Consider the following 26,325-nt stretch of genomic DNA (forward strand, 5'->3'; position numbering starts at 1 on the left):
GATCCGCAAAAGCAGCAGCGTTCAGCACCCTCAGGGTCGAGCGGGAAGGCTCTGGCTCAAGGGTTTGACACGTTGTTCAGCGAACCGGCGGCTGATCAACTTTTATGCAACTTACTCATCAACTGCGCCTCGGCCTGGGTCAACCCACACGACTGCGTCAGCTCATCCACCGTAGCTCCCATCCCCACCAGCTTGGCAGCCTGGGCGAACGACACGCTCGAAGGATCACGCTGCTCGATCTGCGCCAGCTTATCCGGCAACGGCGCGAGAATGGCGCGCAGTTCATGCACTTCGTCACCGACCTTCACCGCACTCTGCTGGTAATGATCCACACGCTTGAGCAACTCGAGAATGCGCCGGTCACGCACGGCGTCACGCTCGGCCTGCTGCAGCAATAATTCGCGCTGCTGGCGCACATGGCGCAGCAGGAATGCCAAGGTCCCGGCCCACAACAGGGCCAGGACAATTACCACGGCCTCAAGAAACAATCAGATGCTCTCCAGTTCCGACCATTCTTCTTCGCTCATCATCTTGTCCAGCTCAACCAGAATCAGCAGTTCGCCGTTCTTGTTGCACACGCCCTGGATGAACTTGGCGGATTCTTCGTTACCCACGTTCGGCGCGGTTTCCACTTCCGACTGGCGCAGGTAGACCACTTCCGCCACGCTGTCGACCATGATCCCGACCACTTGCTTGTCGGCTTCGATGATGACGATACGGGTGTTGTCGTTGACTTCGGTCGGTACCAGCCCGAAACGCTGGCGGGTGTCGATGACTGTCACCACGTTGCCGCGCAGGTTGATGATACCCAGCACGTAGCTGGGCGCACCCGGTACCGGCGCGATCTCGGTGTAGCGCAGCACTTCCTGCACGCGCATCACGTTAATGCCATAGGACTCGTTGTCCAGTTTGAAGGTAACCCATTGCAGGATCGGATCATCCAAACCTTGTGCGGACGCTGACTTGTTCATTTCTCTGACCCCTTCAAATACCGTTCGACACGGCGTGTGTGCTTCTTTGACCGCACTCGCGTGCGGCCCTTATTGTTCAATCAACTGCGTTTGGCCACCGGCATCGTCTTGACCGCACCGCTGGCGATCAACTCGGCCAGTTCGGCGACGTCGAGCAACGCGCACATGTGTTCGATCACGGTGCCCGCCAGCCAAGGCCGTTGGCCCCGGTGGCTGCGCCATTTGATTTCGTTCGGGTCCAGGCGCAACGAGCGGCTGACTTGATGCACCGCCAGCCCCCACTCGTAGCCCTGCACCGAGATTACGTATTGCAAGCCTTGGCGGAAGTCGTCGCGGTAGCGGTCGGGCATGACCCAGCGCGCGGTATCGAGGACTTTCAAATTGCCGGCCTGGCTGGGCAGGATGCCGAGGAACCACTCCGGTTGCCCGAACAGCGGCGTCAGTTCCTGGCCTTCGAGCGAATAGATCGAGCCCAGGCACACCAGCGGCACCGCCAGGGTCAACCCGGCGACGTCGAACAGCAGGCATTCGAACGGCTCGGCCGCCCAGCTCGGGCGACCATCGCCCGTCACCGGCGGCGGCGTGATGCTCGGCGGCAGGTGCACTTGCACCAGCGGCTCGACCATCACCGGGGCAACCACGGCAGGCGCGGTCACAACCGGTGTGATCGGCACCACCACCTGCGCATCACGCGCCTGCTCTTCGAGCACCGCCAGCTGGAATTCATCCAGCGTGCTTGCAGGCTCCACGGCCGGCTCCAGCACCAGAATCGCTTCCGGCAGTTCTTCCGCGGTCGCTTCCTGCAACAAGGCATCCAGGTAGGATTCCAGTGCCAGTTGCGGCCGGGTCTTGAGTTCGGTAGGCCGATTCATCACGCCACCTGCGCCACAAGCTGCTGCGACAGCAAATGCTTGAGCAACACGCGGTAGGCCTGCACACCACGGCTCTTGCCGTCGAACTGCGACGGCGTAAGCCCTGCGCGGCTGGCGTCACGCAGGCGCGTGTCCACCGGGATGTAGCCATTCCAGATGCTCTGCGGGTAGGCGTCGCGCAGTACCCGCAACGTGCCGAGCGAAGCCTGGGTGCGGCGGTCGAACAAAGTCGGCACGATGCTGTAGGGCAATGGCTGTTTGCGTGAGCGATTGATCATCGCCAGCGTACTGACCATCCGCTCCAGGCCTTTGACCGCCAGGTGCTCGGTCTGCACCGGGATCACCAACTGTTGGCTCGCCGCCAAGGCGTTGACCATCAACACGCCAAGCAATGGCGGGCTGTCGATGATCGCGTAGTCGAAGTCCTGCCACAGCTGCGCCAGGGTCTTGGCGATCACCAGGCCCAGGCCGCTCTGCCCCGGCGACTGGCGCTCAAGGGTGGCCAGGGCGGTGCTGGACGGCAGCAGGAAAATGCGCTCGTGGCTGGTGGGCAACAGCAGTTGCCCAGGCAAATCGGCCGGCACGCTGCCTTTGTGCAGGAACAGGTCATAGTTGCTGTGTTCCAGCGCGTCCGGGTCGTAGCCGAAATAGCTGGTCATGGAGCCGTGAGGGTCCAGGTCCACCACGACCACACGCTTGCCCGCCTCGGCCAGCAAACCGGCTAAGGCGATGGAGGTGGTGGTCTTGCCGACTCCACCTTTTTGATTGGCAACTGCCCAGACTCTCATTCGGTTGATTCCTCCCGGCAGGCACACGCGCGACCGAGACATTGCATAAGGTTATTGAGCCGGCGACGGAGAATTGACGGCACTCTGACGAACCGGCGGCTTTACAAGGGCCGGTGCAGTTTGTGTGCCAGCCCGCTTCAAGGCCGCATCCGGTGTTGCGTTGGCGGTGCCGGTGCCCGTCAGGCTGCGGCGCACTTCCAGGTTGCGTGACACCACCAGCACGACCCGGCGGTTGCGTGAGCGACCTTCCAGCGTGGCGTTATTGGCCACCGGCTGGAACTCCCCATACCCCACCGACGCCAGGCGACCCGGGTTGATGCCCTGCATCGCCAGCATGCGCACGATGCTCGCGGCGCGGGCCGACGACAGTTCCCAGTTGGTCGGGTACTGCGCGGTGCTGATCGGAACATTGTCGGTAAAGCCTTCAACATGGATCGGGTTCTCGAACGGCTGCAGAATCGCCGCGACCTTATCGATGATGGTGAACGCCTGGTCACTGGGCATCGCATCGGCGCTGGCGAACAGCAGGCTGGAATTGAGCTCGATCTCCACCCACAACTCGTTGCCGCGCACGGTCATCTGGTTGGAGCTGATCAAATCGCCAAACGCAGCGCTGATGTCATCGGCGATGCTTTTGAGCGGATCGCTGGTGCCCCCGACGCCGGCGGCGGTTTCGTCGCTGTCGTTGACCAGCGGCTTGGCCGGGGTCACGGTCTTGGGTCGCTCGTCGCCAATCGGGATTGGCTTGAGCGCGCGATCAGAATCGGAAAACACCCCGATCAGCGCCTCGGAAATGACTTTGTACTTGCCTTCGTTCACCGAAGAGATGGAGTACATCACCACGAAAAACGCAAACAGCAAGGTAATGAAGTCGGCATAGGACACCAGCCAGCGTTCGTGGTTGACGTGTTCTTCAGGTTCGCGACGGCGACGGCTCACAGGCAATTACCTCCACAAAACGAATCACCTGTAGGAGCGAGCTTGCTCGCGAAAAACCCGAGAGCAACGCGTTTATTCAGGATACCCGCGTTATCGTTGACGATTTTCGCGAGCAAGCTCGCTCCTACAGGGAAGCAGAGGTTCATGGCCATCAGTCCATGAAGCCCTGGAGCTTCAATTCGATGGAACGCGGGTTCTCGCCCTCGGCAATCGACAGGATGCCTTCGAGCAACATTTCGCGATAACGGGACTGGCGCATGGCAATCGACTTGAGCTTGCTGGCCACCGGCAACAACACCAGGTTGGCACTGGCCACGCCGTAGATGGTGGCGACGAACGCCACGGCAATCCCGCTGCCCAATTGCGAAGGGTCGGCCAGGTTGCCCATCACGTGGATCAGGCCCATGACCGCACCGATAATGCCGATGGTCGGCGCGTAGCCGCCCATGCTTTCATAGACTTTGGCGGCGTTGATGTCGCGGCTTTCCTGGGTGTAGAAGTCCACCTCCAGGATGCTGCGGATCGCTTCCGGCTCGGCGCCGTCCACCAGCAATTGCAGGCCCTTGCGCGCGTAGCTGTCCGGCTCGGCATCGGCCACGCCTTCCAGGCCCAGCAGGCCTTCCTTGCGTGCGGTGAGGCTCCAGTTGACCACGCGGTCGATGCCGCCGGCCAAATCGACACGGGGTGGAAAGATGATCCAGATGAGGATCTGCATCGCCCGCTTGAACGAACTCATCGGCGCCTGCAGCAACGCCGCGCCCACGGTGCCGCCGATCACGATCAGCGCCGCCGGGCCGTTGGCCAGGGCGCCGAGGTGGCCGCCTTCGAGGTAGTTGCCGCCGATGATCGCGACAAACGCCATGATGATGCCGATCAGGCTCAGTACATCCATCAGAGGCAGGCCTCCACCAGGTGCTTGCCGATGTCATCCAGGCTGTAGACGGCGTCGGCCAGGTCAGCCTTGACGATGGCCATGGGCATGCCATAAATCACGCAGCTGGCTTCGTCCTGGGCCCAGATGGCGCTGCCGCCCTGCTTGAGCAGGCGCGCGCCTTCCCGGCCGTCGGCGCCCATGCCGGTGAGCACCACCGCCAGAACTTTGTCGCCGTAGGACTTGGCCGCCGACCCGAACGTGATGTCCACGCACGGCTTATAGTTCAGGCGTTCATCGCCGGGCAGGATTTTGATCGCGCCACGACCATCCACCATCATTTGCTTGCCACCCGGCGCCAGCAGCGCCAGGCCGGGACGCAGGATGTCGCCATCCTCGGCTTCCTTGACGCTGATGCGGCACAGCTTGTCCAGGCGCTCGGCGAAAGCCTTGGTGAACGCGGCGGGCATATGCTGGATCAACACGATCGGCGCCGGAAAGTTGGCCGGCAGCTGAGTCAAGACGCGTTGCAGGGCCACCGGGCCGCCGGTGGACGTGCCGATGGCGACCAGCTTGTAGGCTTTGCGCTTGGGCGCGGGCGAATGAGCAGCAGGCGCGGCGGTACGCACAGGCGCGGTCGCCGCCGGCCGCGCAATCGGCGCCGGGGCGGGACGTGCATAAGCACTCGTCGAGGCCGCTGGAGCAGGCGCTGGCACTGGGGTTGCGGCGGGCGTCGGCGCGCTGAACAGGCTGCGGCGGTTACTGCGCGAAATGCTGTGCACCTTCTCGCACAGCATCTGTTTGACCTTGTCGGGGTTGCGCGAGATGTCTTCGAAATTCTTCGGCAGGAAGTCCACCGCGCCGGCGTCCAGCGCATCCAGGGTCACCCGGGCGCCTTCGTGGGTCAGCGAGGAGAACATCAACACCGGGGTCGGGCAGCGCTGCATGATGTGCCGAACTGCCGTGATGCCATCCATCATCGGCATCTCGTAGTCCATGGTGATTACATCGGGCTTCAATGCAATGGCTTGATCAATCGCCTCTTTGCCGTTGGTGGCCGTGCCGACCACCTGGATCGTTGGATCGGCGGAGAGAATTTCCGAGACGCGTCGGCGGAAGAAGCCCGAATCGTCCACCACCAGGACCTTGACTGCCATAAACACTCCGTTAGGTGGGGCGGGCAATACCGCCCTGACCCACCAGAATCAAATACGCCGAGCGGCGTAACGCTTGAGCATGCTCGGAACATCGAGAATCAGCGCGATCCGACCGTCACCGGTGATGGTCGCGCCCGACATGCCCGGGGTTCCCTGCAGCATTTTGCCCAAAGGCTTGATGACCACTTCTTCCTGGCCCACCAGTTGATCGACGACAAAGCCGATACGCTGAGTGCCCACGGAGAGAATCACCACATGGCCCTCGCGCTGCTCTTCATGGGCAGCCGAGGCGACCAGCCAGCGCTTGAGGTAGAACAGCGGCAATGCCTTGTCGCGCACGATCACCACTTCCTGGCCGTCCACCACGTTGGTGCGCGACAGGTCGAGGTGGAAGATCTCGTTGACGTTGACCAGCGGGAAAGCGAAAGCCTGGTTGCCCAGCATCACCATCAGGGTCGGCATGATCGCCAGGGTCAACGGCACCTTGATGACGATCTTCGAGCCCTGGCCCTTGGTCGAGTAGATATTGATCGAGCCGTTGAGCTGGCTGATCTTGGTCTTCACCACGTCCATGCCCACACCACGGCCCGACACGTCGGAAATCTCGGTCTTGGTCGAGAAGCCTGGGGCGAAGATCAGGTTGTAGCACTCGGTGTCGGTCAGGCGGTCGGCGGCGTCCTTGTCCATCACGCCACGCTTGACGGCGATATTGCGCAGAATGGCCGGGTCCATGCCTTTGCCGTCATCGGTGATCGACAGCAGGATGTGGTCGCCCTCTTGCTCCGCCGCCAGGATCACCTTGCCGCCACGGGACTTGCCCGAGGCTTCGCGTTCTTCCGGGGTTTCCACGCCGTGGTCGACGGCGTTGCGCACCAAGTGGACCAGCGGGTCGGCCAGGGCCTCGACCAGGTTTTTGTCGAGGTCGGTTTCTTCGCCCACCAGCTCCAGGTTGATCTCTTTCTTGAGCTGGCGCGCCAGGTCGCGAACCAGGCGCGGGAAGCGGCCGAAGACTTTCTTGATCGGCTGCATCCGCGTTTTCATCACGGCGGTCTGCAGGTCGGCGGTGACCACGTCGAGGTTCGACACGGCCTTTTGCATGGCTTCATCGCCGCTGCTCAGGCCCAGTCGCACCAGGCGGTTACGCACCAGTACCAGCTCGCCGACCATGTTCATGATGTCGTCCAGGCGCGCGGTATCAACCCGCACGGTGGTTTCGGCTTCAGTGGCGGGCTTGTCGGCCACCGGTGCCGCGGCGGCACGCGCCGGAGCAGGTGCGGCCGCAGGCGCTGGCGCAGGCTTGGCCACCGGCGCCGGGGCGGCCGCTTTGGCGGCAACCGGTGCGGCTGTAGCGGCCGGGGCCACTTCGCTGAACTTGCCCTTGCCGTGCAATTCGTCCAGCAGCGACTCGAACTCATGATCCGAAATCAGGCCATCGCCAGCCGGGGCGGCACCGGCAGCGGCAGGCGCTGCAGCAGTGGCACTAGCAGCCGTGGCGGCGACCTTCGGCAAGGCGTCGGCCACGAAAGTGCCCTTGCCATGCAGTTGGTCGAGCAAGGCTTCGAATTCGTCATCGGTAATGTCGGTGCTGGCCTTGGCGGCCGGCGCATCCGCAGCGGCGGCAGCGGCAGCCGCAGGTGCCACGGCGTCGGCCGCAAACTGGCCTTTGCCGTGCAACTGGTCGAGCAGGGATTCGAACTCTGCGTCGGAGATGTCTTCGCTGGTCGGTGCCGCGGCCGGCGCAACGGCGGCCGGTGCTTCTGCCTCGGCCTTCACTGCGCTGAGGGAGTTGAGCAGTTGCTCGAACTCACTGTCGGTCACATCCGGCTCGGCTTGCACTACAGGCTCGGGCTCGGCTTGCGCCACCGGCGCCGCGGACACATCGGCAGGCTCTGCATAGCGCGCCAGGGCGGCCAGCAGTTCCGGGGTGGCGGCGGTAACCGGTGCACGTTCACGCACTTGGCTGAACATGCCGTTGACCGCATCCAGTGCTTCGAGAATCACGTCCATCAATTCCGAGTCAACCTGACGCTCACCCTTGCGCAGGATGTCGAACACGTTCTCGGCGATGTGGCAGCACTCCACCAGCTCATGGAGCTGGAGGAAGCCGGCGCCCCCTTTTACAGTGTGAAAACCGCGAAAAATTGCATTGAGCAGGTTCGCATCATCCGGTCGGCTTTCCAGCTCGACCAGTTGTTCGGACAGTTGCTCTAAAATTTCGCCGGCCTCTACAAGGAAATCCTGAAGGATTTCTTCATCGGCGCCGAAGCTCATGGGTGTGCTCCTTAGAAGCCTAAACTGGATAACAGGTCATCGACATCATCTTGACCCGATACAACGTCTTCACGTTTATCGGCATGAATCTGCGGACCTTCACCCTTGGCGAGATGTTTTTGTGGATCTTTTTCCGAGAGGATCGCTTCGCGGTCATGTTCGATGCCTGCAAAGCGGTCGACCTGGCCTGCCATCAGCACTAATTTGAGCAAGTTGCTTTCCACTTCGGTGACCAATTGGGTCACACGTTTGATCACCTGGCCGGTGAGGTCCTGGTAATCCTGGGCGAGCAGAATGTCGTTGAGGTTGCTGGAAACCGTGCGGTTTTCCTGCTCGCTGCGTGACAAGAACCCTTCGACCCGACGCGCCAATTCACGAAATTCTTCAGCCCCGACTTCGCGGCGCATGAAGCGGCCCCAGTCAACGCTGAGCGCCTGGGCTTCGGTGGCCATGCCATTGACCAGGGGCGTGGCGTTTTCCACCAGGTCCATGGTGCGGTTGGCCGCCGCCTCGGTCAGCCTGACCACATAGGACAGGCGTTCGGTGGCATCGGTGATTTGCGAGATTTCTTCGGCCTGGGGCATATGCGGGTCAATCTGGAAATTGACGATCGCACTGTGCAGCTCGCGCGTGAGCTTGCCCACTTCCTGGTACAGGCCGCGGTCACGGGTCTGGTTGAGCTCATGGATTAACTGCACCGCGTCGCCGAACTGGCCTTTTTCAAGGCTGTCGACCAACTGGTGAGCATGCTTTTTCAGGGTCGACTCAAAGTCGCCCTGTGACGTTTCTTTATGCTCCATAGCTCCCCCGCGATGGCATTAGCCGTGGATGCGTTCGAAGATTTTTTCGATCTTCTCTTTCAAGGCCAATGCAGTGAATGGCTTGACCACGTAACCGTTTACCCCGGCTTGGGCGGCTTCGATGATCTGCTCACGCTTGGCTTCGGCGGTTACCATCAACACGGGAAGGCTGCGCAGTTTTTCGTCGGCGCGCACGTGGCGCAGCAAGTCGATACCGGTCATGCCAGGCATGTTCCAGTCCGTTACCAGAAAGTCGATGCTCCCGCTGTTGAGGATCGGAATCGCCGTAATGCCGTCGTCCGCCTCGACCGTGTTAGTGAACCCAAGGTCACGCAACAGGTTTTTTATGATCCGCCGCATCGTTGAGAAGTCATCAACGATGAGGATTTTCATGTTCTTGTCCAATTCGACCTCCAAGCAGTCTTAAACGCGCCCAGCACCTGGACGCGCCATTTCAATCAACAGGCATTACACAAAAAGGACTGCCGGGGGCTCCACGGGCCGAACCCGCGAAGGCTCGGCGCCCTCGCGGTATCGTCTGCAGTGCCCCCCACACTGCCTGTCAGCGCGCTCGCCACTCTCCCAAACGCCCCCGCAAGCGGGCTGCGCACTGGCTATGCAACTGGCTGACCCGCGATTCGCTGACCCCCAGGACCTCACCGATTTCCTTAAGGTTCAGCTCTTCGTCGTAGTACAGCGCCAACACCAGCCGCTCACGCTCCGGCAAATTGGCAATCGCGTCCGCCAACGCTCCCTGGAAGCGTTCATCTTCCAGGTCGCGCGATGGCTCCATATGAGCGCTCGCGCCGTCCTCGTGCAGCCCTTCATGCTCGCCGTCCTGCAACAGGTCGTCGAAACTGAACAGGCGGCTGCCCAAGGTATCGTTCAAAATCCCGTAATAATCGTCGAGACTCAATTGGAGTTCGGCCGCAACTTCGTGATCTTTAGCGTCGCGACCGGTTTTTGCTTCAATTGCGCGAATTGCGTCACTGACCATGCGCGTATTGCGGTGCACCGAACGCGGCGCCCAATCACCCTTGCGCACCTCGTCGAGCATCGCGCCACGGATACGGATCCCCGCATACGTCTCGAAACTGGCGCCCTTGCTCGCGTCATATTTGGTCGACACTTCGAGCAGGCCGATCATGCCGGCCTGGATCAAGTCTTCGACCTGGACGCTCGCGGGCAGGCGTGCCAACAGGTGATAGGCAATGCGCTTGACCAAGGGCGCGTAGCGCTCGATCAACTCGCCCTGGCTGTCACGGGCGGATTTCTTGTAGGCGTTGTAGCCGTTCGCTGTCATAGCACCGGTCCTGCGCTCGTCTGATGCACCAATCGCTCGACGAAAAACTCCAGATGCCCCCGCGGATTGGCGGGCAACGGCCAGGTATCGACCTTCTGGGCAATAGCCTTGAACGCCAAGGCGCATTTGGAACGAGGGAACGCTTCGTAGACCGCACGCTGCTTTTGCACAGCCTTGCGCACACACTCGTCGTAGGGAACTGCGCCAACGTATTGTAAGGCGACATCGAGAAAGCGGTCCGTGACCTTGGTCAACTTGGCGAACAGGTTGCGCCCTTCCTGCGGGCTCTGGGCCATGTTGGCCAGGACGCGGAAGCGGTTCATGCCGTAGTCACGGTTAAGCAGTTTGATCAGGGCGTAGGCGTCGGTGATCGAGGTGGGTTCATCGCAGACCACCAGCAACACTTCCTGCGCGGCGCGCACAAAGCTGACCACGGACTCGCCGATCCCGGCGGCGGTGTCGATCACCAGCACGTCGAGGTTGTCGCCGATATCACTGAACGCCTGGATCAGGCCGGCATGCTGCGCCGGGCTCAGGTGCACCATGCTCTGGGTGCCGGAGGCGGCCGGCACGATGCGGATGCCACCCGGGCCCTGCAACAGCACGTCGCGCAGCTCGCAACGGCCCTCGATCACGTCGGCGAGGGTGTGCTTGGGCGTCAGCCCCAGCAGAACGTCGACGTTCGCCAGCCCCAGGTCAGCATCCAGCAGCATGACGCGGCGGCCAAGCTCTGCCAGGGCCAGGGACAAATTCACTGACACGTTAGTTTTCCCGACGCCACCTTTGCCGCCGGTCACCGCGATCACCTGTACGGGATGCATGCTGCCCATTTTATTTCTTTACCTTGTCTTGCTTAGACGCAGGCTACATGGCTTGGCCGCGTGAATCGCTTGCAGACCATCGATGTAGATACATTTCACGGTGTTCATCCTGACTTATCCCACCCGTTTTGCCGGGTTGTGGTAAAGGTCGGCGAACATATCGGCCATCGCTTCCTCGCTAGGCTCTTCTTGCATTTGCACGCTGACTGCACGGCTGACCAATTGATGACGGCGCGGCAGATGCAGATCATCCGGGATCCGCGGGCCGTCGGTCAGGTAGGCGACCGGCAATTCATGACTGATGGCCAGGCTCAGCACTTCGCCCAGGCTCGCGGTTTCATCGAGTTTGGTGAGGATGCAACCGGCCAGGCCGCAGCGCTTGTAGCTATGGTACGCAGCGGTAAGAACCTGTTTCTGGCTGGTGGTTGCAAGCACCAGGTAATTTTTCGACTTGATGCCACGCCCGGCCAGGCTTTCCAACTGCATGCGCAATGCCGGGTCGCTGGCTTGCAGGCCGGCGGTATCGATCAGCACCACGCGCTTGCGCAGCAGCGGGTCGAGGGCATTGGCCAGGGATTGGCCCGGGTCGACGTGGGTCACCGGCACATTGAGGATGCGGCCCAGGGTCTTGAGCTGTTCCTGGGCACCAATGCGGTAGCTGTCCATGCTCACCAGCGCGATATTCTGTGCGCCGTACTTGAGCACGTAGCGCGCGGCCAGCTTGGCCAGGGTGGTGGTCTTGCCCATGCCGGCGGGGCCGACCATGGCAATCACACCGCCCTCTTCCAGCGGTTCGATTTCCGGCGTGGCGATCATGCGCGCCAAGTGAGCCAGCAGCATGCGCCAGGCCTGGCGAGGTTCCTGGATCTCGGTGGTCAAGGCCAGCAGGTCGCGGGACAACGGGCCGGACAGGCCAATGCGCTGCAGGCGGCGCCACAGGTTGGCCTGTTGCGGCTTGCTGCCTTGCAGTTGGGTCCAGGCCAGCGAGCCAAGCTGCACTTCGAGCAGCTCGCGCAGGCCGTTGAGTTCAAAGCGCATCGAGTCAAACACGCGCGGGTCGACAGCAGCGGCCGGTGCAGGCGCTGCCGGACGCGGCGGCTCCTTGAACGTCGGCTCGACCAAGGGTTCGGCCGCGGTCAGCGGCAGGCCGGCGAACAGTTGGCGGTTGGTGGTGGCATCGCTGTCACCGCGCATGCTCAGTTCAGCCTGGGCCGAGACAATGCGCGAGGCCGTCTTGCGCAGCTCGTCTTCGAGCTCCATGTTTGGCACACGCGGCGCCAGGGCCTGGGGGGTGTAGTCCAGGGCAGCCGTCAGCTCGACACCGCCGGCAATACGACGGTTACCGATAATCGCGGCGTCGGCGCCCAGCTCATCACGAACCAGTTTCATGGCCTGACGCATATCGGCGGCGAAAAAACGCTTCACTTGCATAACCCACTACCCTCAGCCGTTGGGCCCTACTGTCGCGACGATAGTCACTTGCTTATTGTCAGGAATTTCCTGATAAGCCAAAACGTGCAAATTCGGTACTGCCAGACGTCCAAATCGCGACAACATCGCGCGGACCGGACCGGCCACCAGCAAGATCACCGGTTGGCCCTGCATTTCCTGGCGCTGTGCGGCGTCGATCAACGAACGCTGCAGCTTCTCAGCCATGCTTGGCTCCAGCAAAACGCCTTCTTCCTGGCCTTGACCTGCCTTCTGAATACTATTGAGCAATATCTGTTCCAACCTGGGTTCCAAGGTGATCACAGGCAGCTCGGAGTCAAGCCCTACAATGCTTTGCACGATTGCACGCGACAATCCGACGCGCACCGCGGCCACCAGCGCGGCAGTATCTTGACTCTTGGCGGCATTGTTCGCGATGGCCTCGGCAATGCTGCGAATGTCGCGCACGGGCACCTGTTCGGCCAGCAGCGCCTGCAACACCTTGAGCAACTGCGACAGCGACAGCACGCCCGGCACCAGCTCCTCGGCGAGTTTTGGCGAGGCTTTGCCGAGCAAACCCATCAATTGCTGGACTTCCTCGTGGCCGATCAGCTCATGGGAGTGCTTGTACAGAATCTGGTTGAGGTGCGTGGCGACCACGGTGCTGGCATCCACCACGGTGTAACCCAGGGACTGCGCCTGGCTGCGCTGGCTGATTTCGATCCACACCGCCTCCAGGCCAAAAGCCGGATCTTTGGCGGTGATGCCGTTGAGGCTGCCGAACACCTGCCCCGGGTTGATCGCCAGCTCGCGGTCCGGGTAAATCTCGGCCTCGGCCAGGATCACGCCCATCAGGGTCAAGCGGTAGGCGCTGGGCGCCAGGTCGAGGTTGTCGCGGATATGCACGGTGGGCATCAAAAAGCCCAGGTCCTGGGACAGCTTCTTGCGCACGCCCTTGATCCGCGCGAGCAATTGGCCGCCCTGGTTGCGGTCCACCAGCGGGATCAGGCGGTAACCGACTTCCAGGCCGATCATGTCGATCGGGGTCACGTCATCCCAGCCCAGCTCCTTGGTTTCCTGGGCGCGGGCCGGGGATGGCAGCAGCTCCTGCTGACGCGCGACTTCCTGCAGGGCCTGGACCTTCACGGCGTTCTGCTTCTTCCAGAACAGGTAGGCACCGCCACCGGCCAGGGCCGCCATGCTCAGGAACGACACGTGCGGCATGCCCGGCACGATGCCCATGATCGCCATGATGCCCGCCGCCACGGCCAGTGCCTTGGGCGAGGCGAACATCTGGCGGCTGATCTGCTTGCCCATGTCTTCGGAGCCCGAAGCACGGGTCACCATGATGGCCGCTGCTGTGGATAACAACAGTGATGGCAATTGCGCCACTAAACCGTCACCGATGGTCAGCAAGGCGTACACCTTGCCCGCATCGCCGAAGGTCATGCCGTGCTGGAAGATACCGACCGCGATGCCGCCGATGAGGTTGATGAACAGAATCAGCAGGCCGGCGATGGCGTCACCGCGCACGAACTTGCTGGCACCGTCCATGGAGCCGTAGAACTCGGCTTCCTGGGCCACTTCCAGGCGGCGCGACTTGGCCTGGTTCTGGTCGATCAGGCCGGCGTTGAGGTCGGCGTCGATGGCCATTTGTTTGCCGGGCATGGCGTCGAGGGTAAAACGCGCGCTCACCTCGGAAATCCGCCCGGCGCCCTTGGTCACCACCACGAAGTTGATGATCATCAGGATCGCGAACACCACGATACCGACCACGTAGTTGCCGCCGATCACCACCTCACCGAAGGCCTGGATCACCTTACCGGCGGCGGCGTGACCGTCCTGGCCGTGGAGCATCACCACGCGGGTGGAAGCCACGTTCAGCGCCAGGCGCAACAGGGTCGCCACCAGCAGAATCGTCGGGAATACCGCGAAATCCAGCGGCCGCAGGGCGTAGACGCACACCAGCAGCACCACGACGGACAGGGCGATGTTGAAGGTGAAGAACACGTCCAAAAGGAACGGCGGCATCGGCAACATCATCATTGCCAGCATCACCAGCAACAACAACGGCACACCCAGATTGCCTCGGGAGAGGTCAGTCAGGGTGGTACGGGCCGTGCCGAACATTTGAGAGCGATCCACCACCGGTATTCCTCGTTTCCTTGAAGCAAAGTTTTGACGCCGCGGGGCGTCCTGGAGGCGGTATTGCAAGAAGCCTTCCAACTTTTGCTCTAGAGGAATACCGGTGGGGAATTCTCTCGAGGAGGTTTAACACCTACGCGCGTTTTAGATGCTGAATTTGACCGCCGGCTCCTATTTCGTAAGACACCTCATCACCCATTTTAAGATCGGTCAAACCAGCTTCTCGAAGGCCTTGTTCGTCGACGGTGATAACCCCACCGCCACTGCGCGGGGAGATAATTACAAAGCCATTGTTTGAATCGACCACGCTTACGGTTCCAGTTGCCATGATGACTCTCCTTGGTTCACTTGCGTTACCGCACCCCGTGTGCGGCACCACTCCCTTAGTCAACCCTAGAAAATTTGAGCGGACTACTGTCAACGTTGACAGGTCGAATGAAATTTCAGATAGGCGGTGATTGGCAGGACGGTAGTCTTCGCGGCTCCCTCCCACGTAGAACGTCCACGTTGCCGGCTATGGCGCGGCTCCAGTGTGGGAGATTGCTTGCCTGCGATAGCCGTGGGTATCTACACATCTTTGTAGTGAGCGGGCTTGTCCCGCGCTGGGTGGCGAAGCCGCCCCAATAAGGGCACCGCAGTGTTCTGATAAAACCGAGTCGCCTGGTTTGGGGCGGCTTCGCCACCCAGCGCGGGGCGAGCCCGCTCACTACAGGGAGATTTGATAGCTTTTGAAAGTTGTGTAGATACCCATGCTGCGATAGCGGTGTATCAGTGACAGATGCATTAGCTGACCCAGCGCTATCGCAGGCAAGCCAGCTCCCACCTTTGGATTTGTGTATAGCCCAGTGCTGCCGAGGAAATTTCCGACAGCGTTTTGAGGTTGCCCCTAGGAAACTCGATCTCTAGTCTCCGTACACCGCTGCAAACGCAGTGGTCGGGCGTCGCGGCCCGGTTTGCTACGGAACAAAAGCACCCTCTGCCTTTCAGTAAGCGGTTTTTTATCGTCTACTGTGCGGCGCTATGGCGGCTGTGCGCGGGATACCTTCGGGTATGCCGGGTTGTTGTTCCTGGACCGGTCCGCGAACCTGCGTACAGCTGCCACCCTCCATCGCGTCGCGGCGATCAGTGGCAGCTCCACTTTCTAGGAACTTCACAATGATCAAACCCACCCCAAATCCCCCACTCGACGCCAACGACGCACCCGTCGTGCTATTGCGTGTAAAAGACGGTATCCCCACCGAAGACCTGCTGGTCAACCTCACCGAAACACTGGCGTCAGCCCACGCCCTGACCTGCAACTTTGCCTTCGAACTGGACAGCTCGCGGCGCGAAGGCGCATTGGGTGTAGCGCAGTTGATTGAAGTGGCGCAGTTACTGGCCGAGCGGGTGCTGGAGGGCGTTGAGCCGTCGACTGCGACGGGCTAACCCCGATTCAAGTGTGGGAGCTGGCTTGCCTGCGATTGCGGTGCATCAGTAACAAATGCATTAGCTGACCCACCGCTATCGCAGGCAAGCCAGCTCCCACAGGTTGACCCTGTTCGCCTTGAGACCGGGTCAGGCATTACGCACGTTCTCGGCCTGCAGGCCTTTTGGGCCCTGAGCCGTGTCGTACTCGACTCTTTGCCCCTCTTCCAAACTTTTGAAACCAGAACCTTGGATGGCTGAATAGTGGACAAAAACATCCGCACTGCCGTCTTCGGGCTGAATAAACCCAAACCCTTTTTCCGCGTTAAACCACTTCACCATACCTGTCGCCATGACCGTTCTCCTGCCGTCACTTTCAAAGATTTGCACGGGGCATGCGAATGAGTTTCAGACGAAACGCATAGATGCCCTTGGGACCATGGATTCTGGAAAATTGAACCCGCTGGCCCTTTCTAAACCGCCGACCTGCCGAGCTCCTCAGGTCCACCAGTACCGGCTCCCGCCCACCGTCCAGTTCGATCAAACCTTCTCCGGTGGCGCGGCTATAAGAACTGATCGTGCCCATCACCACTTCCATGATCACCCTCCCGCATCTCTTGACTACCCGCGCGCAGTATCTGGCGTTATGGAACCGCAAGCGTCTAACGCTGACTACTGTCAAAGTTGACAGGTAGAAGGGGTTTAAGACGAATGGCACGGTGGCAATCCACGGTTCACTTCATGCATCCGATGACTTTTTGCGCTTGCGGGGTTTTCGCGGTTTGGTTGGGGCTGGCGGGACGTCACTGCGTTGAGTGCCGGTAGACTGAACGGCAACCTCGTTGCCATCGCGATCCCGGGCGATAAAGCCGATGCCTTTGACCGCATCAAACCACCTGACCGTAGGCCTCTCCATCACCGTCTCCCGAGCCGCGCAGGGCCGCGCGCCTCATCGCTCTATCAAACCGTGCAGGCGGCGTATTGGCTACTGTCAACGTTGACAGGCAAACGCTCAATTACAGGAGCGCGACCGTCAGGAATCGCGACGCAAATCCGGCGGAATCGGCAGGTCCTTGAGCGGGTCCGGGCGCTTGCCCTTGCCCGCGCGGTATTGGCGGATCTGATAGACGTACGCCAACACCTGGGCCACGGCCAGGTAGAGCCCGGCGGGGATTTCCTGGTCAAGGTCGGTGGAGTAGAAAATCGAGCGCGCCAGCTCCGGCGACTCCAACAGCAGGATGTCGTTGGCCACGGCAATTTCGCGGATTTTCAACGCGGTAAAATCACTGCCCTTGGCCAGCAGCATCGGCGCGCCACCCTTCTCCGGGTCGTACTTGAGCGCTACGGCGTAGTGTGTCGGGTTGGTGATGACCACGTCGGCGTCGGGCACCGCCGCCATCATCTTGCGCTGGGACATTTCACGCTGCAGCTGGCGAATACGCTGTTTGACCTCGGGCCGGCCTTCGGAATCCTTGTGTTCGTCGCGCACTTCCTGCTTGGTCATCAGCAGCTTTTTGTGGCTCTCCCACAACTGGATCGGCGCATCCACCGCCGCGATGATGATCAGCCCGGCGGCCATCCACAGCGCGCTCCAGCCCACCACCTGCACACTGTGGATGATCGCCGATTCCAGCGGCTCATGGGCGATCAGCAGCAGGTCGTCGATGTCGGACGACAACACCACCAGCGCCACAAACAGGATCAGGATAAATTTGGCCAGGGCCTTGAGCAGCTCCACCAGGGCCTTGGCGGAGAACATGCGCTTGAGCCCGGCGCCGGGGTTCATGCGGCTGAATTTGGGCGCCATGCTGCCCGCGGCAAACAGCCAGCCGCCGAGGGCGACCGGGCCGATCAGCGCGGCCAGCAGCAAGGTGATCAGAATCGGCTGCACCGCCAGCAGCGCGATCTTGCCAGAGTGCAGCAAGTACTGGCCCATGGCGTCAGGGTTGAGCAGCACTTCGCGGGGCAAGGCAAAGTTGTGCTTCATCAACTCCATCAAGTCCAGCGCCAGGCCGCCGCCGTAGATCAACAAGGCGCCGGCGCCGGCCATCATGGTGGCGACGGTATTGAGTTCCTTGGAGCGCGCAATCTCGCCCTTTTCCCTGGAATCCTTTTTGCGTTTCTCCGTGGGGTCTTCTGTCTTGTCCTGACCACTCTCGCTCTCGGCCATGGCTCAGCGCGCCCGTGCCAGATCACGTAAGAACTGCAGGGCGTCAGTCGCCAGCGGTTGATACTGATTGAGAATGTCAGCCAGGCCGACCCAGAAAATCCACATGCCCAACACCAGGGTCAACGGGAAACCGATGGAAAAGATGTTCAACTGCGGTGCCGCGCGGGTCATCACGCCAAAGGCGATGTTGATCACCAGCAGCGCAGTGATCGCCGGCAGCACCAACAACAGAGAGGCGCCGAACACCCAGCCCAGCCGCCCGACGATTTCCCATAAATGGTTAACCACCAGCCCCGACCCCACCGGCAAGGTGGTGAAGCTCTCGGTCATTACCTCAAAGGCCACCAGATGGCCGTTCATGGCCAGGAACAGCAAGGTCACCAGCATGGTCAGGAATTGCCCGATCACCGCCGCCGAGACGCCGTTGGTAGGGTCGACCATCGACGCGAAGCCCATGCCCATCTGGACCGAGATAATTTGCCCGGCGATCACAAAGGCCTGGAAAAACAGCGAAAGGGAAAAGCCCATGAGTGTGCCGATCAGGATCTGCTCGGCAATCAGCAGCAACGCGCTGAGGTCGATGGCATTCACCGGCGGCATCGGCGGCAACCCCGGCACGATCACCACGGTAATCGCCACCGCAAAGTACAGGCGCACCCGCCGCGGTACCAAGGTCGTGCCGAACACCGGCATGGCCATCAACATGGCCGTGACCCGGAACAGCGGCAGGATGAAGGACGCCACCCACGTACTGATCTGGGTGTCGGTCAATGCCAGCAAGGACTGCATCGGGTCAGCCGATCAACTGCGGAATACTGCCGTACAACTGCAGGATGTATTCCATGAAGGTCTGCACCAGCCACGGGCCGGCGACGATCAGCGTGACCAGCATCACCAGCAGGCGCGGCAGGAAGCTCAGGGTCTGTTCGTTGATCTGCGTCGCGGCCTGGAACATCGCCACCAGCAGGCCCACCAACAGGCTGGGTATGACCAGCACGGCGACCATCACGGTGGTCAGCCACAGCGCTTCACGGAACAGGTCGACGGCGACTTCGGGTGTCATAGCCCTATACCCCGCCGAAACTGCCGGCCAGGGTGCCGATAATCAGCGCCCAGCCGTCCACCAGCACAAACAGCATGATCTTGAACGGCAGCGAGATGATCAGCGGCGAGAGCATCATCATACCCATGGCCATCAGCACGCTTGCTACCACCAGGTCGATGATCAGGAACGGAATGAAGATCATGAAGCCGATCTGGAACGCAGTCTTCAATTCGGACGTGACGAATGCCGGTACGAGAATGGTCAACGGCGCCTGGTCCGGCGTGGCGATGTCGGTCCGCTTGGACAGGCGCATGAACAGTTCAAGGTCGCTGGAGCGGGTCTGCGACAACATGAAGTCCTTGATCGGCACCTGGGCGCGGTCGATCGCCACCTGGGCGGTGATGGTTTCCGCCAGGTAGGGCTGCAGCGCTTGCTGGTTCACCTTGTCGAACACCGGCGCCATGATGAACATGGTCAGGAACAAGGCCATGCCGGTGAGGATCTGGTTCGACGGCGTCTGCTGCAGGCCCAGGGCCTGGCGCAGGATCGAGAACACGATGATGATGCGCGTGAAGCTGGTCATCAGCATGACAAACGCCGGAATGAAGCTCAGCGCGGTCATGATCAGCAGGATCTGCAGGCTGACCGAATATTCCTGCGCCCCTGCCGCATTGGTGCCCAGGGTGATCGCCGGGATCGACAACGGGTCGGCGCCAAACGCCAGCGGCGCGGCCAGCAACAGCATGAGCGCCAATAAAACGCGCATTACTTCTTATCCTTCTGATCCTTGCCCAGCAACTCCATCAGGCGTTGGGCGAATTCTGGCGTGGCGGCCTTGGTCTCGGCCACGTCCACCGGTGTCTTGAGCACGTGCAGGGGGGTGATGCGGCCCGGGGTGATGCCCAGCAGAATCTGCTCCTCGCCCACTTGCACCAACACCAGTCGATCGCGCGGGCCAAGGGCACGGGAGCCGATCATCTCGATCACCTGGCCGTTGCCCGGCCCTGCGTTCTGTAGCCGGCGCATCAGCCAGGCCAGCGCAAAGATCAAGCCGACCACCAGCAACAGGCCGAGCACCAGCTGCGTCAATTGCCCGCCGACACTGCCCACGGCAGGCGCGGCGGCGGCCTGAGCCACCGGCTCGGCTGCCCAGGCATCCAACGGCAGCGCGACAAGAAGTGCCACCAGCAAGCGTTTCATATCAGCGCAACTTCTTGATGCGTTCGCTCGGGCTGATCACGTCCGTCAGGCGGATGCCGAACTTTTCGTTGACCACCACCACTTCACCGTGGGCGATCAGGGTGCCGTTGACCAGCACGTCCAGCGGCTCGCCGGCCAGACGATCAAGCTCGATCACCGAACCCTGGTTGAGTTGCAGCAGGTTGCGGATGTTGATTTCGGTGCTGCCGACTTCCATGGAGATCGACACCGGAATGTCCAGGATCACGTCCAGGTTCGGGCCGTCGAGGGTCACCGGGTCGTTGTTCTTCGGCACGCTGCCGAATTCTTCCATGGTCAGGCGGTTGCCGGCCGGCGCGGTGGCGGCGTCGGCGGCCAGCAGCGCGTCGATGTCATCTTGGCCAACATCGCCGGTTTCTTCCAGGGCAGCCGCCCATTCGTCAGCCAGGGCCTGGTCTTCGGCGGAAGTGTTTTCGTGTTCGGTAGCCATTACATGTCCTCGGCGGAGCAAACATTCATAAATTGATTAGGGTGCATCACCGACGGTTGATCGGTTCCACCACTTGCAGCGCCAGGTTGCCCTTGTGGGAACCCAGCTTGACCTTGAATGACGGCACGCCGTTGGCGCGCATGATCATTTCTTGTGGCAATTCGACCGGGATGATGTCGCCCGGCTGCATGTGCAAGATATCGCGCAGACGCAACTGGCGACGGGCAACCGTGGCGCTCAGCGGTACGTCGACGTCCAGCAGGTCTTCGCGCAGGGCCTTGACCCAACGTTCGTCCTGGTCGTCCAGGTCGGACTGGAAGCCGGCGTCGAGCATTTCGCGCACCGGCTCGATCATCGAGTACGGCATGGTGACGTGCAGGTCGCCGCCGCCGCCATCGAGTTCGATGTGGAAGGTGGACACCACAATGGCTTCGCTGGGCCCGACGATGTTGGCCATGGCCGGGTTCACTTCCGAGTTGATGTACTCGAAACTGACTTCCATGATCGCCTGCCAGGCTTCCTTCAAGTCGATGAAGGCTTGCTCCAGCACCATGCGCACCACCCGCAGCTCGGTGGGGGTGAATTCGCGGCCTTCGATCTTGGCGTGACGGCCGTCACCGCCGAAGAAGTTGTCCACCAGCTTGAACACCAGCTTGGCGTCGAGGATGAACAGCGCGGTGCCGCGCAGCGGCTTGATCTTGACCAGGTTGAGGCTGGTGGGTACGTACAGCGAGTGCACGTATTCACCGAACTTCATCACCTGCACGCCGCCCACCGCCACGTCCGCCGAACGGCGCAGCATGTTGAACATGCTGATGCGGGTGTAGCGGGCGAAGCGCTCGTTGATCATTTCCAGGGTCGGCATGCGTCCGCGGACGATGCGATCCTGGCTGGTCAGGTCGTAACTTTTGACGCTGCCGGGCTCGGCAGCCGTTTCGGTCTGTACCAGACCGTCGTCGACGCCATGCAACAGCGCGTCGATTTCATCCTGGGACAGCAGGTCTTGCACGGCCATGTCGTGATCCTACTGCAATACGAAGTTAGTGAAGAGCGCCTGCTCGACCACGACTTTGCCGAGTTCTTTCTGGGCCACTTCCTGCACACTGGCGGTGACCTTCTGACGCAGCATTTCCTGGCCCACTGGCGTTGCGAGTGTGTCGAAGCCCTGGCTTGAGAACAGCATTACCAGGTTGTTGCGGATCACTGGCATATGCACCTTGAGGGCATCCAGGTCCGACTGGTTTCGCGCCAGCAAGGTGATGCTCACCTGCAGGTAGCGTTGACGGCCGTTCTGATTGAAGTTGGCGACAAAGGCCGGAAGCATCGGCTCGAAGATTGCCGGTTGCTTGACGTTAGTGGCGGTTTCGGCGGCAGGCGCCGGTTTGGCGGCGCTGCTGTGCATGATGTACCAAGTGCCGCCCACCGAGGCGCCGATGGCCAGGAGCAGGCCTGCGACAATCATCAGGATAAGCTTGAGCTTGCCTTTGCCCGCGGGTGGTTTTGCTGCTGCGTCGTCGCTCTTCGCCATGCCAATAATCCGTCACTATTCGGGGATTCATAGATCTACGGGAAGGCAAGAGCAAGTGTTATGCCAGAGTTGTCTGGCACTTAAGGGAAGAAGCAAAACCACAAACCCAATGTAGGAGCTGCTTGCCTGCGATGGCGGTGTGTAGTGAGCGGGCTTGCCCCGCGCTGGGCGTGAAGCGGCCCCAATAAAAACACCGCCGACCTCCAGGTAGAACCGAGTCGCCTGGTTTGGGGCGGCTTCGCCACCCAGCGCGGGCAAGCCCGCTCACTACAGGCCGCAGGCAAGCCCGCTCCCACATTTTGGCCTGCGTTTGGTTCAAATCAGGCGTAGTAATCGACGGCGCTGGAGCCGACCACGGTGGAGGTCACCGGCGTTACCGCTTCAGCCACATCAATGGCATTGCCGCTGTCGCCGTTGTCGCCACCGCGTCCACCGCCGCCACTCACACCACGGGCCTGCGCCTGTTGCTGTTGTTCCTGGCCACGGGACTGGTCGGACACATTCACATCCACTTGCCCCATGCCCTGCTGGGCAAACATTTCCCGCAATCGGCCGGACTGGCTTTCCAGGGCTTCACGCACCACCGGGTGCGCGCTCATGAAGTTGACCTGGGCCTGCTGGTCGGCGGTCATGTTGACCTTGATGTCCAGGCGGCCGAGTTCAGCCGGCTGCAACTGGATCTCCGCCGACTTGAGGTTGGCGCTGGACAGGTACATCACGCGGTTGACGATCTCGTCGGTCCAGCCGCTCTGGTGCATGGCCAATGGTGCGTTGGCTACCGGCGGCAAGGCATTGGCGGTTTTCGGCGTGGCGGCCTGGGTCAGCGCGGCCAGGCGATTGGCGAAATCATCGACACGGGTGTCGCTGCTGGCGCCCTTCAGGTCCTTGAGGCCCTCTTCGATCAGCCCGCTGAAGGCCTTATCGCCGCCCTCGGTGCTGTCCTTGGTGGCTTGCTGGTCGACCATAGCGGCCAGACCTGCGGTGAAGTTCTGCGCGGCGGTTGGTTGATCCTGGGACGCGGGCGGCGCGGTTTTCGCCGCGGCCTGGCTGCTGGCCGACACGTGCCCGCCCTGCTCCATCGCCAGGCGTACAGCCGGCATGGCGTCCAGGGGATCGGCTTGCGGATCGAAAGTCGGCTTGGCCGGCTCGGCCGCCGTGATCGGCGCTGCCACCACCGGCAGGGCCTGGTCATCCGTGGTGGCGGCGGGCGCCGGGGTTTGCGCCGGAACCGGCACGGCCACCGGGGTGACGCTGGCGATCAACGCCGGGTCGACCACCGGCTCAACCGGGGGCAGTTGTACCAGGCTCGGGTCGACAGCTGCGTCGTCATCACTGCTGGCACTGTCATCGGTCTTGGCCGGCGGGCTGGCAGGCAAGGTATTGCCGCTATCGGCAACCGCTGGCGTACTGGCGGCAGGCTTGTCGCCGCCCGCCACAGGCTTGGCGCTGGCGTCGGCCGGCTTGTCCCGCGCGGGTTTGGCCACGCTGTCGTCAGGCTTGGCGGAGGGCTTGGCACCCTGGCTGGCATACACTTGAGCGAAGCCAGGGCCCTTGTCCCGTGGGTCCGCAGCCACTGCCGGAGGATTGGCGGCGGGCGCTTGAGGCTTGGCCGCAGGGGCAGCCTGAAGGAGCGAATTCGGGGCGACTGGCATAAGTAAAGGTCTCCACTGCATGGGGATCGGGGATGCAGTACGAAGACATAGAGCAAAAGTCGGGCCAGGTTTGAAAGCGGTTGGGTCAGAGCTGAAAGCGCTGGCGCTCCGACTCATACAACGGCCTGACGAACGCAAACTCCTGATCAATCTGGTCCACCAATGCCCCCAGGTCCGCAGTGGCGCCGGCGGACTCCGCCTCAAGTCGCTGGCACAACTGCGCCAGCCGCACCGCCCCGAGATTTCCACTGCTGCCCTTGAAGCTATGCGCGATCCGCCCCAACGCCTTGGCGTCATCGCGCGCCGTGCGCAGGGCCTCGACGCGCTTCTCGGAATCATCAAGAAAGGTCTCGAGCAGCTTGGGATACTCGCTTTCCATGACCTCCTGCAAACTCGACAACACCGCCGGGTCCAGATGCATATCAACCACTTGTTCGCTCCTTGATCAAGAATCGGTGGATTATGCCAGAGCCTCCCAGGAAAACTCCACGCAGACACGGCGCCCGCCTTCCGACCAGCGTACAGCGCTGCACAGCTGGCGCACCAGGCTCAGGCCCCGGCCAGACAGACGGTCGATGTCCAGCGTCCGCGCCAGTACCTGTTCCACGTCAAAACCTGGCCCGCTGTCTTCGATACACAAGCTCAGGCGACCGCCCCCTTCCGTCGGCAGCACCTGCAGCTGCACGCGCACGTGACCACTGCTCAAGTGCGCCAGGCGTTCATTGCGCTGGCGATAATACTCGGCGAACCCCGCGGCATCGCGCTTGAGCCGCGAATCCAGGCCCAGCACGCCGTGTTCCAACGCATTCGAATACAGCTCGGCCATCACGCTGTAGAGCGCCCCGCTTTGCTCACGCAGGCCGTGGATCTCCAGCAGCAATTGCAGCAGGTACGGCAACGGGTTGTAGCGTTTCAAGGTCTCGGCGCGAAACTCGAAGTTCGCCGACCAATTCAGCGGACACGACTGCCCGCTGTCGGCGTACAACGGCCCCGCCGCGCGAAGCGACTCGCCGGGTTGCAGGGTGATTTCCAGCATGCTCACGTCATCGCGCGCCACACCTCGAAACGCCGCCAGGGCCTGCTCGATCTCGTCAAATAACCGATCAGGCTCGCGATTGGCGGCGAACACCTGCTGCAAGCGCTCTGCGCCAAACAGCTGGTCATTGGGGTCGGCGGTGTCCAGCACGCCATCGGAGAGCAGGAACACCCGGTCGCCCAGGGCCATGGGCCAGACTTCGGTGCGATCATCAAAGGCGTCGGCCGACAGCACGCCCAAGGGCAAATGCCGCGATTCCAGCGGCGTGCGCGTGCCGGTGGCAATGTCATGCACATAGCCTTCAGGCATGCCGCCGTTCCACACTTCCACCACGCGCCGATGGGTGCTCAGGCTCAACAGCGTGGCGCAGCAGAACATGTCCACGGGCAGGATGCGCTTGAGCTTGGCGTTCATCTCGCGCAGGGTCTGCGCCAGGCCGTAGCCCTTGGCAGTCATGCCGTAGAACACCTCCGCCAGGGGCATGGCGCCCACTGCGGCCGGCAGCCCGTGGCCGGTGAAATCGCCGAGCAGCACGTGCATGTCACCCGAAGGCGTGTAGGCCGCCAACAGCAAGTCGCCGTTGAACAGCGCATAAGGCGATTGCAGGTAGCGAATGTTCGGCGCGGCATTGATGCAGCCCGAATGCGCGACCTTATCGAACACTTCCTTGGCCACCCGCTGCTCATGCAGCAGGTAGTCGTGATGCTTGGCGATAAGGTCACGCTGCTCCAGCACCGTGGCCTGCAACCGACGCAAGCGGTCCATGGCGTTGATCTTGGCCGCCAGGATCAGCGGGTTGTAAGGCTTGGGCAAAAAGTCATCGCCGCCGGCATCCAGGCACTCGGCCAGGTCGGCGCTTTCGCGCAAGGAGGTGAGGAAGATAATCGGAACCAGCGCTTCACCGGCCAACTGCTTGATCCATCGCGCGGCGGCAAAGCCATCCATCACCGGCATCAAGGCATCCATCAACACCAGTTGCGGACGCTCGCGGGCGAAGATCTCAACGGCTTGCTCGCCGTTGGTGGCAGTGAGTACCTGGTGACCCTGGCGGCGCACGATGGTCGACAACAGCAGCAGGTCGGCGGCGCTGTCTTCGGCGATCAGAATCGTCAGCGTCTCGAGGGGGGCCAGGACGCTCAATTGATGTCGAACAGCTTGTCGAAGTTGGAGATCGCCAGGATCTTGCGCACGTCGGGGTTGCTATTGATCACGCTGACATCTGACTCATCGCCACCGGCGTGGTCCCTTAGCAACAGGAGCATGCCCAAGGCCGAACTGTCGATGTACGTGGCTTCCTTCAAATCGACGACGTATGCCTCAGGCACCTTGTAGAACCGCTCGTAGGCTTCACGAAAGGCCTGGTGGCTGCCGAAATCGAACCGGCCCTTGATGGCGATTATCAACTTCTTCCCGTCCAGGGAGACTTCTGACTCGATTGACATGCGACTGCTTCCT

General features: G+C 61.7%; 30 protein-coding genes. 1 reads left to right on the forward strand and 29 read right to left on the reverse strand.

Annotated features, from left to right (window positions below):
- Window positions 1-95: 95 nt before the first annotated feature.
- The 15 genes from KVG91_RS04415 to KVG91_RS04485 form a co-directional block, all read right to left on the reverse strand.
- On the reverse strand, window positions 96-488 hold the full coding sequence (locus KVG91_RS04415; RefSeq protein ID WP_169378047.1) for a DUF2802 domain-containing protein: 393 nt from the start codon (window positions 486-488) through the stop codon (window positions 96-98).
- Complete coding sequence (locus KVG91_RS04420) at window positions 489-971, reverse strand: chemotaxis protein CheW (RefSeq protein WP_010564003.1); 483 nt, start codon at window positions 969-971, stop codon at window positions 489-491. It lies immediately after the preceding gene.
- A gap of 80 nt (window positions 972-1,051) precedes the next feature.
- Window positions 1,052-1,843 carry a CheW domain-containing protein gene (locus tag KVG91_RS04425; protein ID WP_169378046.1) on the reverse strand — a complete coding sequence of 264 codons (792 nt, stop codon included), beginning with the start codon at window positions 1,841-1,843 and terminating at the stop codon, window positions 1,052-1,054.
- Window positions 1,843-2,631, reverse strand: coding sequence for a ParA family protein (locus KVG91_RS04430; protein WP_169378045.1), 789 nt, complete (start codon window positions 2,629-2,631; stop codon window positions 1,843-1,845). Before KVG91_RS04430 ends, KVG91_RS04425 begins: the two co-directional genes overlap by 1 nt.
- 51 nt (window positions 2,632-2,682) lie before the next feature.
- Entirely contained in the window at window positions 2,683-3,570 is an 888-nt protein-coding gene (motD, locus tag KVG91_RS04435) for a flagellar motor protein MotD (protein WP_169378044.1), read from the reverse strand.
- A 151-nt stretch (window positions 3,571-3,721) separates the two neighbouring features.
- Window positions 3,722-4,462 (reverse strand): flagellar motor protein, encoded by a 741-nt coding sequence (locus KVG91_RS04440; protein ID WP_169378043.1) that lies wholly within the window; start codon window positions 4,460-4,462, stop codon window positions 3,722-3,724.
- Complete coding sequence (locus KVG91_RS04445; protein ID WP_169378042.1) at window positions 4,462-5,598, reverse strand: protein-glutamate methylesterase/protein-glutamine glutaminase; 1,137 nt, start codon at window positions 5,596-5,598, stop codon at window positions 4,462-4,464. The genes KVG91_RS04440 and KVG91_RS04445 overlap by 1 nt, the downstream gene beginning before the upstream one ends.
- A gap of 48 nt (window positions 5,599-5,646) precedes the next feature.
- On the reverse strand, window positions 5,647-7,869 hold the full coding sequence (locus tag KVG91_RS04450; protein ID WP_169378041.1) for a chemotaxis protein CheA: 2,223 nt from the start codon (window positions 7,867-7,869) through the stop codon (window positions 5,647-5,649).
- Window positions 7,870-7,880: 11 nt separating this feature from the next.
- Window positions 7,881-8,669 carry a protein phosphatase CheZ gene (locus KVG91_RS04455; RefSeq protein WP_025855886.1) on the reverse strand — a complete coding sequence of 263 codons (789 nt, stop codon included), beginning with the start codon at window positions 8,667-8,669 and terminating at the stop codon, window positions 7,881-7,883.
- A gap of 18 nt (window positions 8,670-8,687) precedes the next feature.
- Window positions 8,688-9,062 (reverse strand): chemotaxis response regulator CheY, encoded by a 375-nt coding sequence (locus KVG91_RS04460; protein WP_015885173.1) that lies wholly within the window; start codon window positions 9,060-9,062, stop codon window positions 8,688-8,690.
- A gap of 169 nt (window positions 9,063-9,231) precedes the next feature.
- Window positions 9,232-9,972, reverse strand: a complete 741-nt coding sequence (gene fliA, locus KVG91_RS04465; RefSeq protein ID WP_015885174.1) for an RNA polymerase sigma factor FliA — start codon at window positions 9,970-9,972, stop codon at window positions 9,232-9,234.
- Window positions 9,969-10,802 carry a flagellar synthesis regulator FleN gene (gene fleN, locus KVG91_RS04470; RefSeq protein WP_003192912.1) on the reverse strand — a complete coding sequence of 278 codons (834 nt, stop codon included), beginning with the start codon at window positions 10,800-10,802 and terminating at the stop codon, window positions 9,969-9,971. The genes fliA and fleN overlap by 4 nt, the downstream gene beginning before the upstream one ends.
- A gap of 105 nt (window positions 10,803-10,907) precedes the next feature.
- The gene (gene flhF / locus KVG91_RS04475; RefSeq protein WP_169378040.1) at window positions 10,908-12,224 is read right to left on the reverse strand and encodes a flagellar biosynthesis protein FlhF; all 1,317 of its coding nucleotides are present in this window, start codon (window positions 12,222-12,224) and stop codon (window positions 10,908-10,910) included.
- A 12-nt stretch (window positions 12,225-12,236) separates the two neighbouring features.
- Window positions 12,237-14,351, reverse strand: coding sequence for a flagellar biosynthesis protein FlhA (flhA, locus tag KVG91_RS04480; RefSeq protein ID WP_178115249.1), 2,115 nt, complete (start codon window positions 14,349-14,351; stop codon window positions 12,237-12,239).
- Between the two features lie 148 nt (window positions 14,352-14,499).
- A complete protein-coding gene (locus KVG91_RS04485) occupies window positions 14,500-14,694 on the reverse strand; it encodes a cold-shock protein (RefSeq protein WP_169378039.1) in 195 nt (64 codons plus the stop codon).
- A gap of 827 nt (window positions 14,695-15,521) precedes the next feature.
- On the opposite strand from KVG91_RS04485, the gene KVG91_RS04490 reads away from it, so the two are divergent.
- Window positions 15,522-15,791, forward strand: a complete 270-nt coding sequence (locus KVG91_RS04490; protein ID WP_169377167.1) for a DUF6124 family protein — start codon at window positions 15,522-15,524, stop codon at window positions 15,789-15,791.
- A 129-nt stretch (window positions 15,792-15,920) separates the two neighbouring features.
- On the opposite strand, the gene KVG91_RS04495 is transcribed toward KVG91_RS04490, so the two are convergent.
- The 14 genes from KVG91_RS04495 to KVG91_RS04560 all read right to left on the reverse strand — a co-directional run bounded on the left by KVG91_RS04495 (window position 15,921) and on the right by KVG91_RS04560 (window position 26,312).
- On the reverse strand, window positions 15,921-16,124 hold the full coding sequence (locus tag KVG91_RS04495) for a cold-shock protein (protein ID WP_169377168.1): 204 nt from the start codon (window positions 16,122-16,124) through the stop codon (window positions 15,921-15,923).
- Between the two features lie 22 nt (window positions 16,125-16,146).
- Window positions 16,147-16,368: a cold-shock protein gene (locus KVG91_RS04500; protein WP_169377169.1), complete on the reverse strand. Its 222-nt coding sequence runs from the start codon at window positions 16,366-16,368 to the stop codon at window positions 16,147-16,149.
- A gap of 435 nt (window positions 16,369-16,803) precedes the next feature.
- Window positions 16,804-17,940, reverse strand: coding sequence for a flagellar biosynthesis protein FlhB (flhB, locus tag KVG91_RS04505; RefSeq protein ID WP_169377170.1), 1,137 nt, complete (start codon window positions 17,938-17,940; stop codon window positions 16,804-16,806).
- A gap of 3 nt (window positions 17,941-17,943) precedes the next feature.
- The gene (fliR, locus tag KVG91_RS04510; protein WP_169377171.1) at window positions 17,944-18,729 is read right to left on the reverse strand and encodes a flagellar biosynthetic protein FliR; all 786 of its coding nucleotides are present in this window, start codon (window positions 18,727-18,729) and stop codon (window positions 17,944-17,946) included.
- 4 nt (window positions 18,730-18,733) lie between these two features.
- A complete protein-coding gene (fliQ, locus tag KVG91_RS04515) occupies window positions 18,734-19,003 on the reverse strand; it encodes a flagellar biosynthesis protein FliQ (protein WP_169377172.1) in 270 nt (89 codons plus the stop codon).
- Between the two features lie 4 nt (window positions 19,004-19,007).
- Window positions 19,008-19,751, reverse strand: a complete 744-nt coding sequence (gene fliP / locus KVG91_RS04520) for a flagellar type III secretion system pore protein FliP (protein ID WP_076952995.1) — start codon at window positions 19,749-19,751, stop codon at window positions 19,008-19,010.
- A complete protein-coding gene (gene fliO / locus KVG91_RS04525) occupies window positions 19,751-20,185 on the reverse strand; it encodes a flagellar biosynthetic protein FliO (protein WP_169377173.1) in 435 nt (144 codons plus the stop codon). The genes fliP and fliO overlap by 1 nt, the downstream gene beginning before the upstream one ends.
- A gap of 1 nt (window position 20,186) precedes the next feature.
- Window positions 20,187-20,654 (reverse strand): flagellar motor switch protein FliN, encoded by a 468-nt coding sequence (gene fliN / locus KVG91_RS04530; protein WP_169377174.1) that lies wholly within the window; start codon window positions 20,652-20,654, stop codon window positions 20,187-20,189.
- Window positions 20,655-20,700: 46 nt separating this feature from the next.
- Entirely contained in the window at window positions 20,701-21,669 is a 969-nt protein-coding gene (gene fliM / locus KVG91_RS04535) for a flagellar motor switch protein FliM (RefSeq protein ID WP_169377175.1), read from the reverse strand.
- A gap of 9 nt (window positions 21,670-21,678) precedes the next feature.
- On the reverse strand, window positions 21,679-22,182 hold the full coding sequence (gene fliL / locus KVG91_RS04540) for a flagellar basal body-associated protein FliL (protein ID WP_169377176.1): 504 nt from the start codon (window positions 22,180-22,182) through the stop codon (window positions 21,679-21,681).
- Between the two features lie 320 nt (window positions 22,183-22,502).
- Window positions 22,503-23,834 carry a flagellar hook-length control protein FliK gene (locus KVG91_RS04545; RefSeq protein WP_217894870.1) on the reverse strand — a complete coding sequence of 444 codons (1,332 nt, stop codon included), beginning with the start codon at window positions 23,832-23,834 and terminating at the stop codon, window positions 22,503-22,505.
- Window positions 23,835-23,919: 85 nt separating this feature from the next.
- Window positions 23,920-24,264 (reverse strand): Hpt domain-containing protein, encoded by a 345-nt coding sequence (locus tag KVG91_RS04550; RefSeq protein ID WP_169375077.1) that lies wholly within the window; start codon window positions 24,262-24,264, stop codon window positions 23,920-23,922.
- Window positions 24,265-24,294: 30 nt separating this feature from the next.
- Window positions 24,295-26,010, reverse strand: a complete 1,716-nt coding sequence (locus KVG91_RS04555; RefSeq protein WP_169375078.1) for an ATP-binding SpoIIE family protein phosphatase — start codon at window positions 26,008-26,010, stop codon at window positions 24,295-24,297.
- Entirely contained in the window at window positions 26,007-26,312 is a 306-nt protein-coding gene (locus KVG91_RS04560; RefSeq protein WP_169375079.1) for an STAS domain-containing protein, read from the reverse strand. Before KVG91_RS04560 ends, KVG91_RS04555 begins: the two co-directional genes overlap by 4 nt.
- Window positions 26,313-26,325 lie beyond the last annotated feature (13 nt).

The sequence above is a fragment of the Pseudomonas azadiae genome, assembly GCF_019145355.1.
GTDB lineage: Bacteria > Pseudomonadota > Gammaproteobacteria > Pseudomonadales > Pseudomonadaceae > Aquipseudomonas > Aquipseudomonas azadiae.

Bases quoted from the DNA above. Each gene is read 5' to 3' on its own strand.
- fliL (WP_169377176.1), bottom strand. From the start codon at position 22,182: ATGGCGAAGAGCGACGACGCAGCAGCAAAACCACCCGCGGGCAAAGGC.
- KVG91_RS04445 (WP_169378042.1), bottom strand. From the start codon at position 5,598: ATGGCAGTCAAGGTCCTGGTGGTGGACGATTCGGGCTTCTTCCGCCGA.
- fliA (WP_015885174.1), bottom strand. From the start codon at position 9,972: ATGACAGCGAACGGCTACAACGCCTACAAGAAATCCGCCCGTGACAGC.
- KVG91_RS04485 (WP_169378039.1), bottom strand. From the start codon at position 14,694: ATGGCAACTGGAACCGTAAGCGTGGTCGATTCAAACAATGGCTTTGTA.
- KVG91_RS04450 (WP_169378041.1), bottom strand. From the start codon at position 7,869: ATGAGCTTCGGCGCCGATGAAGAAATCCTTCAGGATTTCCTTGTAGAG.
- KVG91_RS04425 (WP_169378046.1), bottom strand. From the start codon at position 1,843: ATGAATCGGCCTACCGAACTCAAGACCCGGCCGCAACTGGCACTGGAA.
- KVG91_RS04500 (WP_169377169.1), bottom strand. From the start codon at position 16,368: ATGGAAGTGGTGATGGGCACGATCAGTTCTTATAGCCGCGCCACCGGA.
- fliQ (WP_169377172.1), bottom strand. From the start codon at position 19,003: ATGACACCCGAAGTCGCCGTCGACCTGTTCCGTGAAGCGCTGTGGCTG.
- flhB (WP_169377170.1), bottom strand. From the start codon at position 17,940: ATGGCCGAGAGCGAGAGTGGTCAGGACAAGACAGAAGACCCCACGGAG.
- fleN (WP_003192912.1), bottom strand. From the start codon at position 10,802: ATGGGCAGCATGCATCCCGTACAGGTGATCGCGGTGACCGGCGGCAAA.
- KVG91_RS04430 (WP_169378045.1), bottom strand. From the start codon at position 2,631: ATGAGAGTCTGGGCAGTTGCCAATCAAAAAGGTGGAGTCGGCAAGACC.
- fliR (WP_169377171.1), bottom strand. From the start codon at position 18,729: ATGCAGTCCTTGCTGGCATTGACCGACACCCAGATCAGTACGTGGGTG.
- KVG91_RS04495 (WP_169377168.1), bottom strand. From the start codon at position 16,124: ATGGCGACAGGTATGGTGAAGTGGTTTAACGCGGAAAAAGGGTTTGGG.
- flhA (WP_178115249.1), bottom strand. From the start codon at position 14,351: ATGTTCGGCACGGCCCGTACCACCCTGACTGACCTCTCCCGAGGCAAT.
- flhF (WP_169378040.1), bottom strand. From the start codon at position 12,224: ATGCAAGTGAAGCGTTTTTTCGCCGCCGATATGCGTCAGGCCATGAAA.
- fliN (WP_169377174.1), bottom strand. From the start codon at position 20,654: ATGGCTACCGAACACGAAAACACTTCCGCCGAAGACCAGGCCCTGGCT.
- KVG91_RS04545 (WP_217894870.1), bottom strand. From the start codon at position 23,834: ATGCCAGTCGCCCCGAATTCGCTCCTTCAGGCTGCCCCTGCGGCCAAG.
- KVG91_RS04455 (WP_025855886.1), bottom strand. From the start codon at position 8,669: ATGGAGCATAAAGAAACGTCACAGGGCGACTTTGAGTCGACCCTGAAA.
- fliM (WP_169377175.1), bottom strand. From the start codon at position 21,669: ATGGCCGTGCAAGACCTGCTGTCCCAGGATGAAATCGACGCGCTGTTG.
- fliP (WP_076952995.1), bottom strand. From the start codon at position 19,751: ATGCGCGTTTTATTGGCGCTCATGCTGTTGCTGGCCGCGCCGCTGGCG.
- KVG91_RS04560 (WP_169375079.1), bottom strand. From the start codon at position 26,312: ATGTCAATCGAGTCAGAAGTCTCCCTGGACGGGAAGAAGTTGATAATC.
- KVG91_RS04490 (WP_169377167.1), top strand. From the start codon at position 15,522: ATGATCAAACCCACCCCAAATCCCCCACTCGACGCCAACGACGCACCC.
- KVG91_RS04420 (WP_010564003.1), bottom strand. From the start codon at position 971: ATGAACAAGTCAGCGTCCGCACAAGGTTTGGATGATCCGATCCTGCAA.
- KVG91_RS04460 (WP_015885173.1), bottom strand. From the start codon at position 9,062: ATGAAAATCCTCATCGTTGATGACTTCTCAACGATGCGGCGGATCATA.
- KVG91_RS04440 (WP_169378043.1), bottom strand. From the start codon at position 4,462: ATGGATGTACTGAGCCTGATCGGCATCATCATGGCGTTTGTCGCGATC.
- fliO (WP_169377173.1), bottom strand. From the start codon at position 20,185: ATGAAACGCTTGCTGGTGGCACTTCTTGTCGCGCTGCCGTTGGATGCC.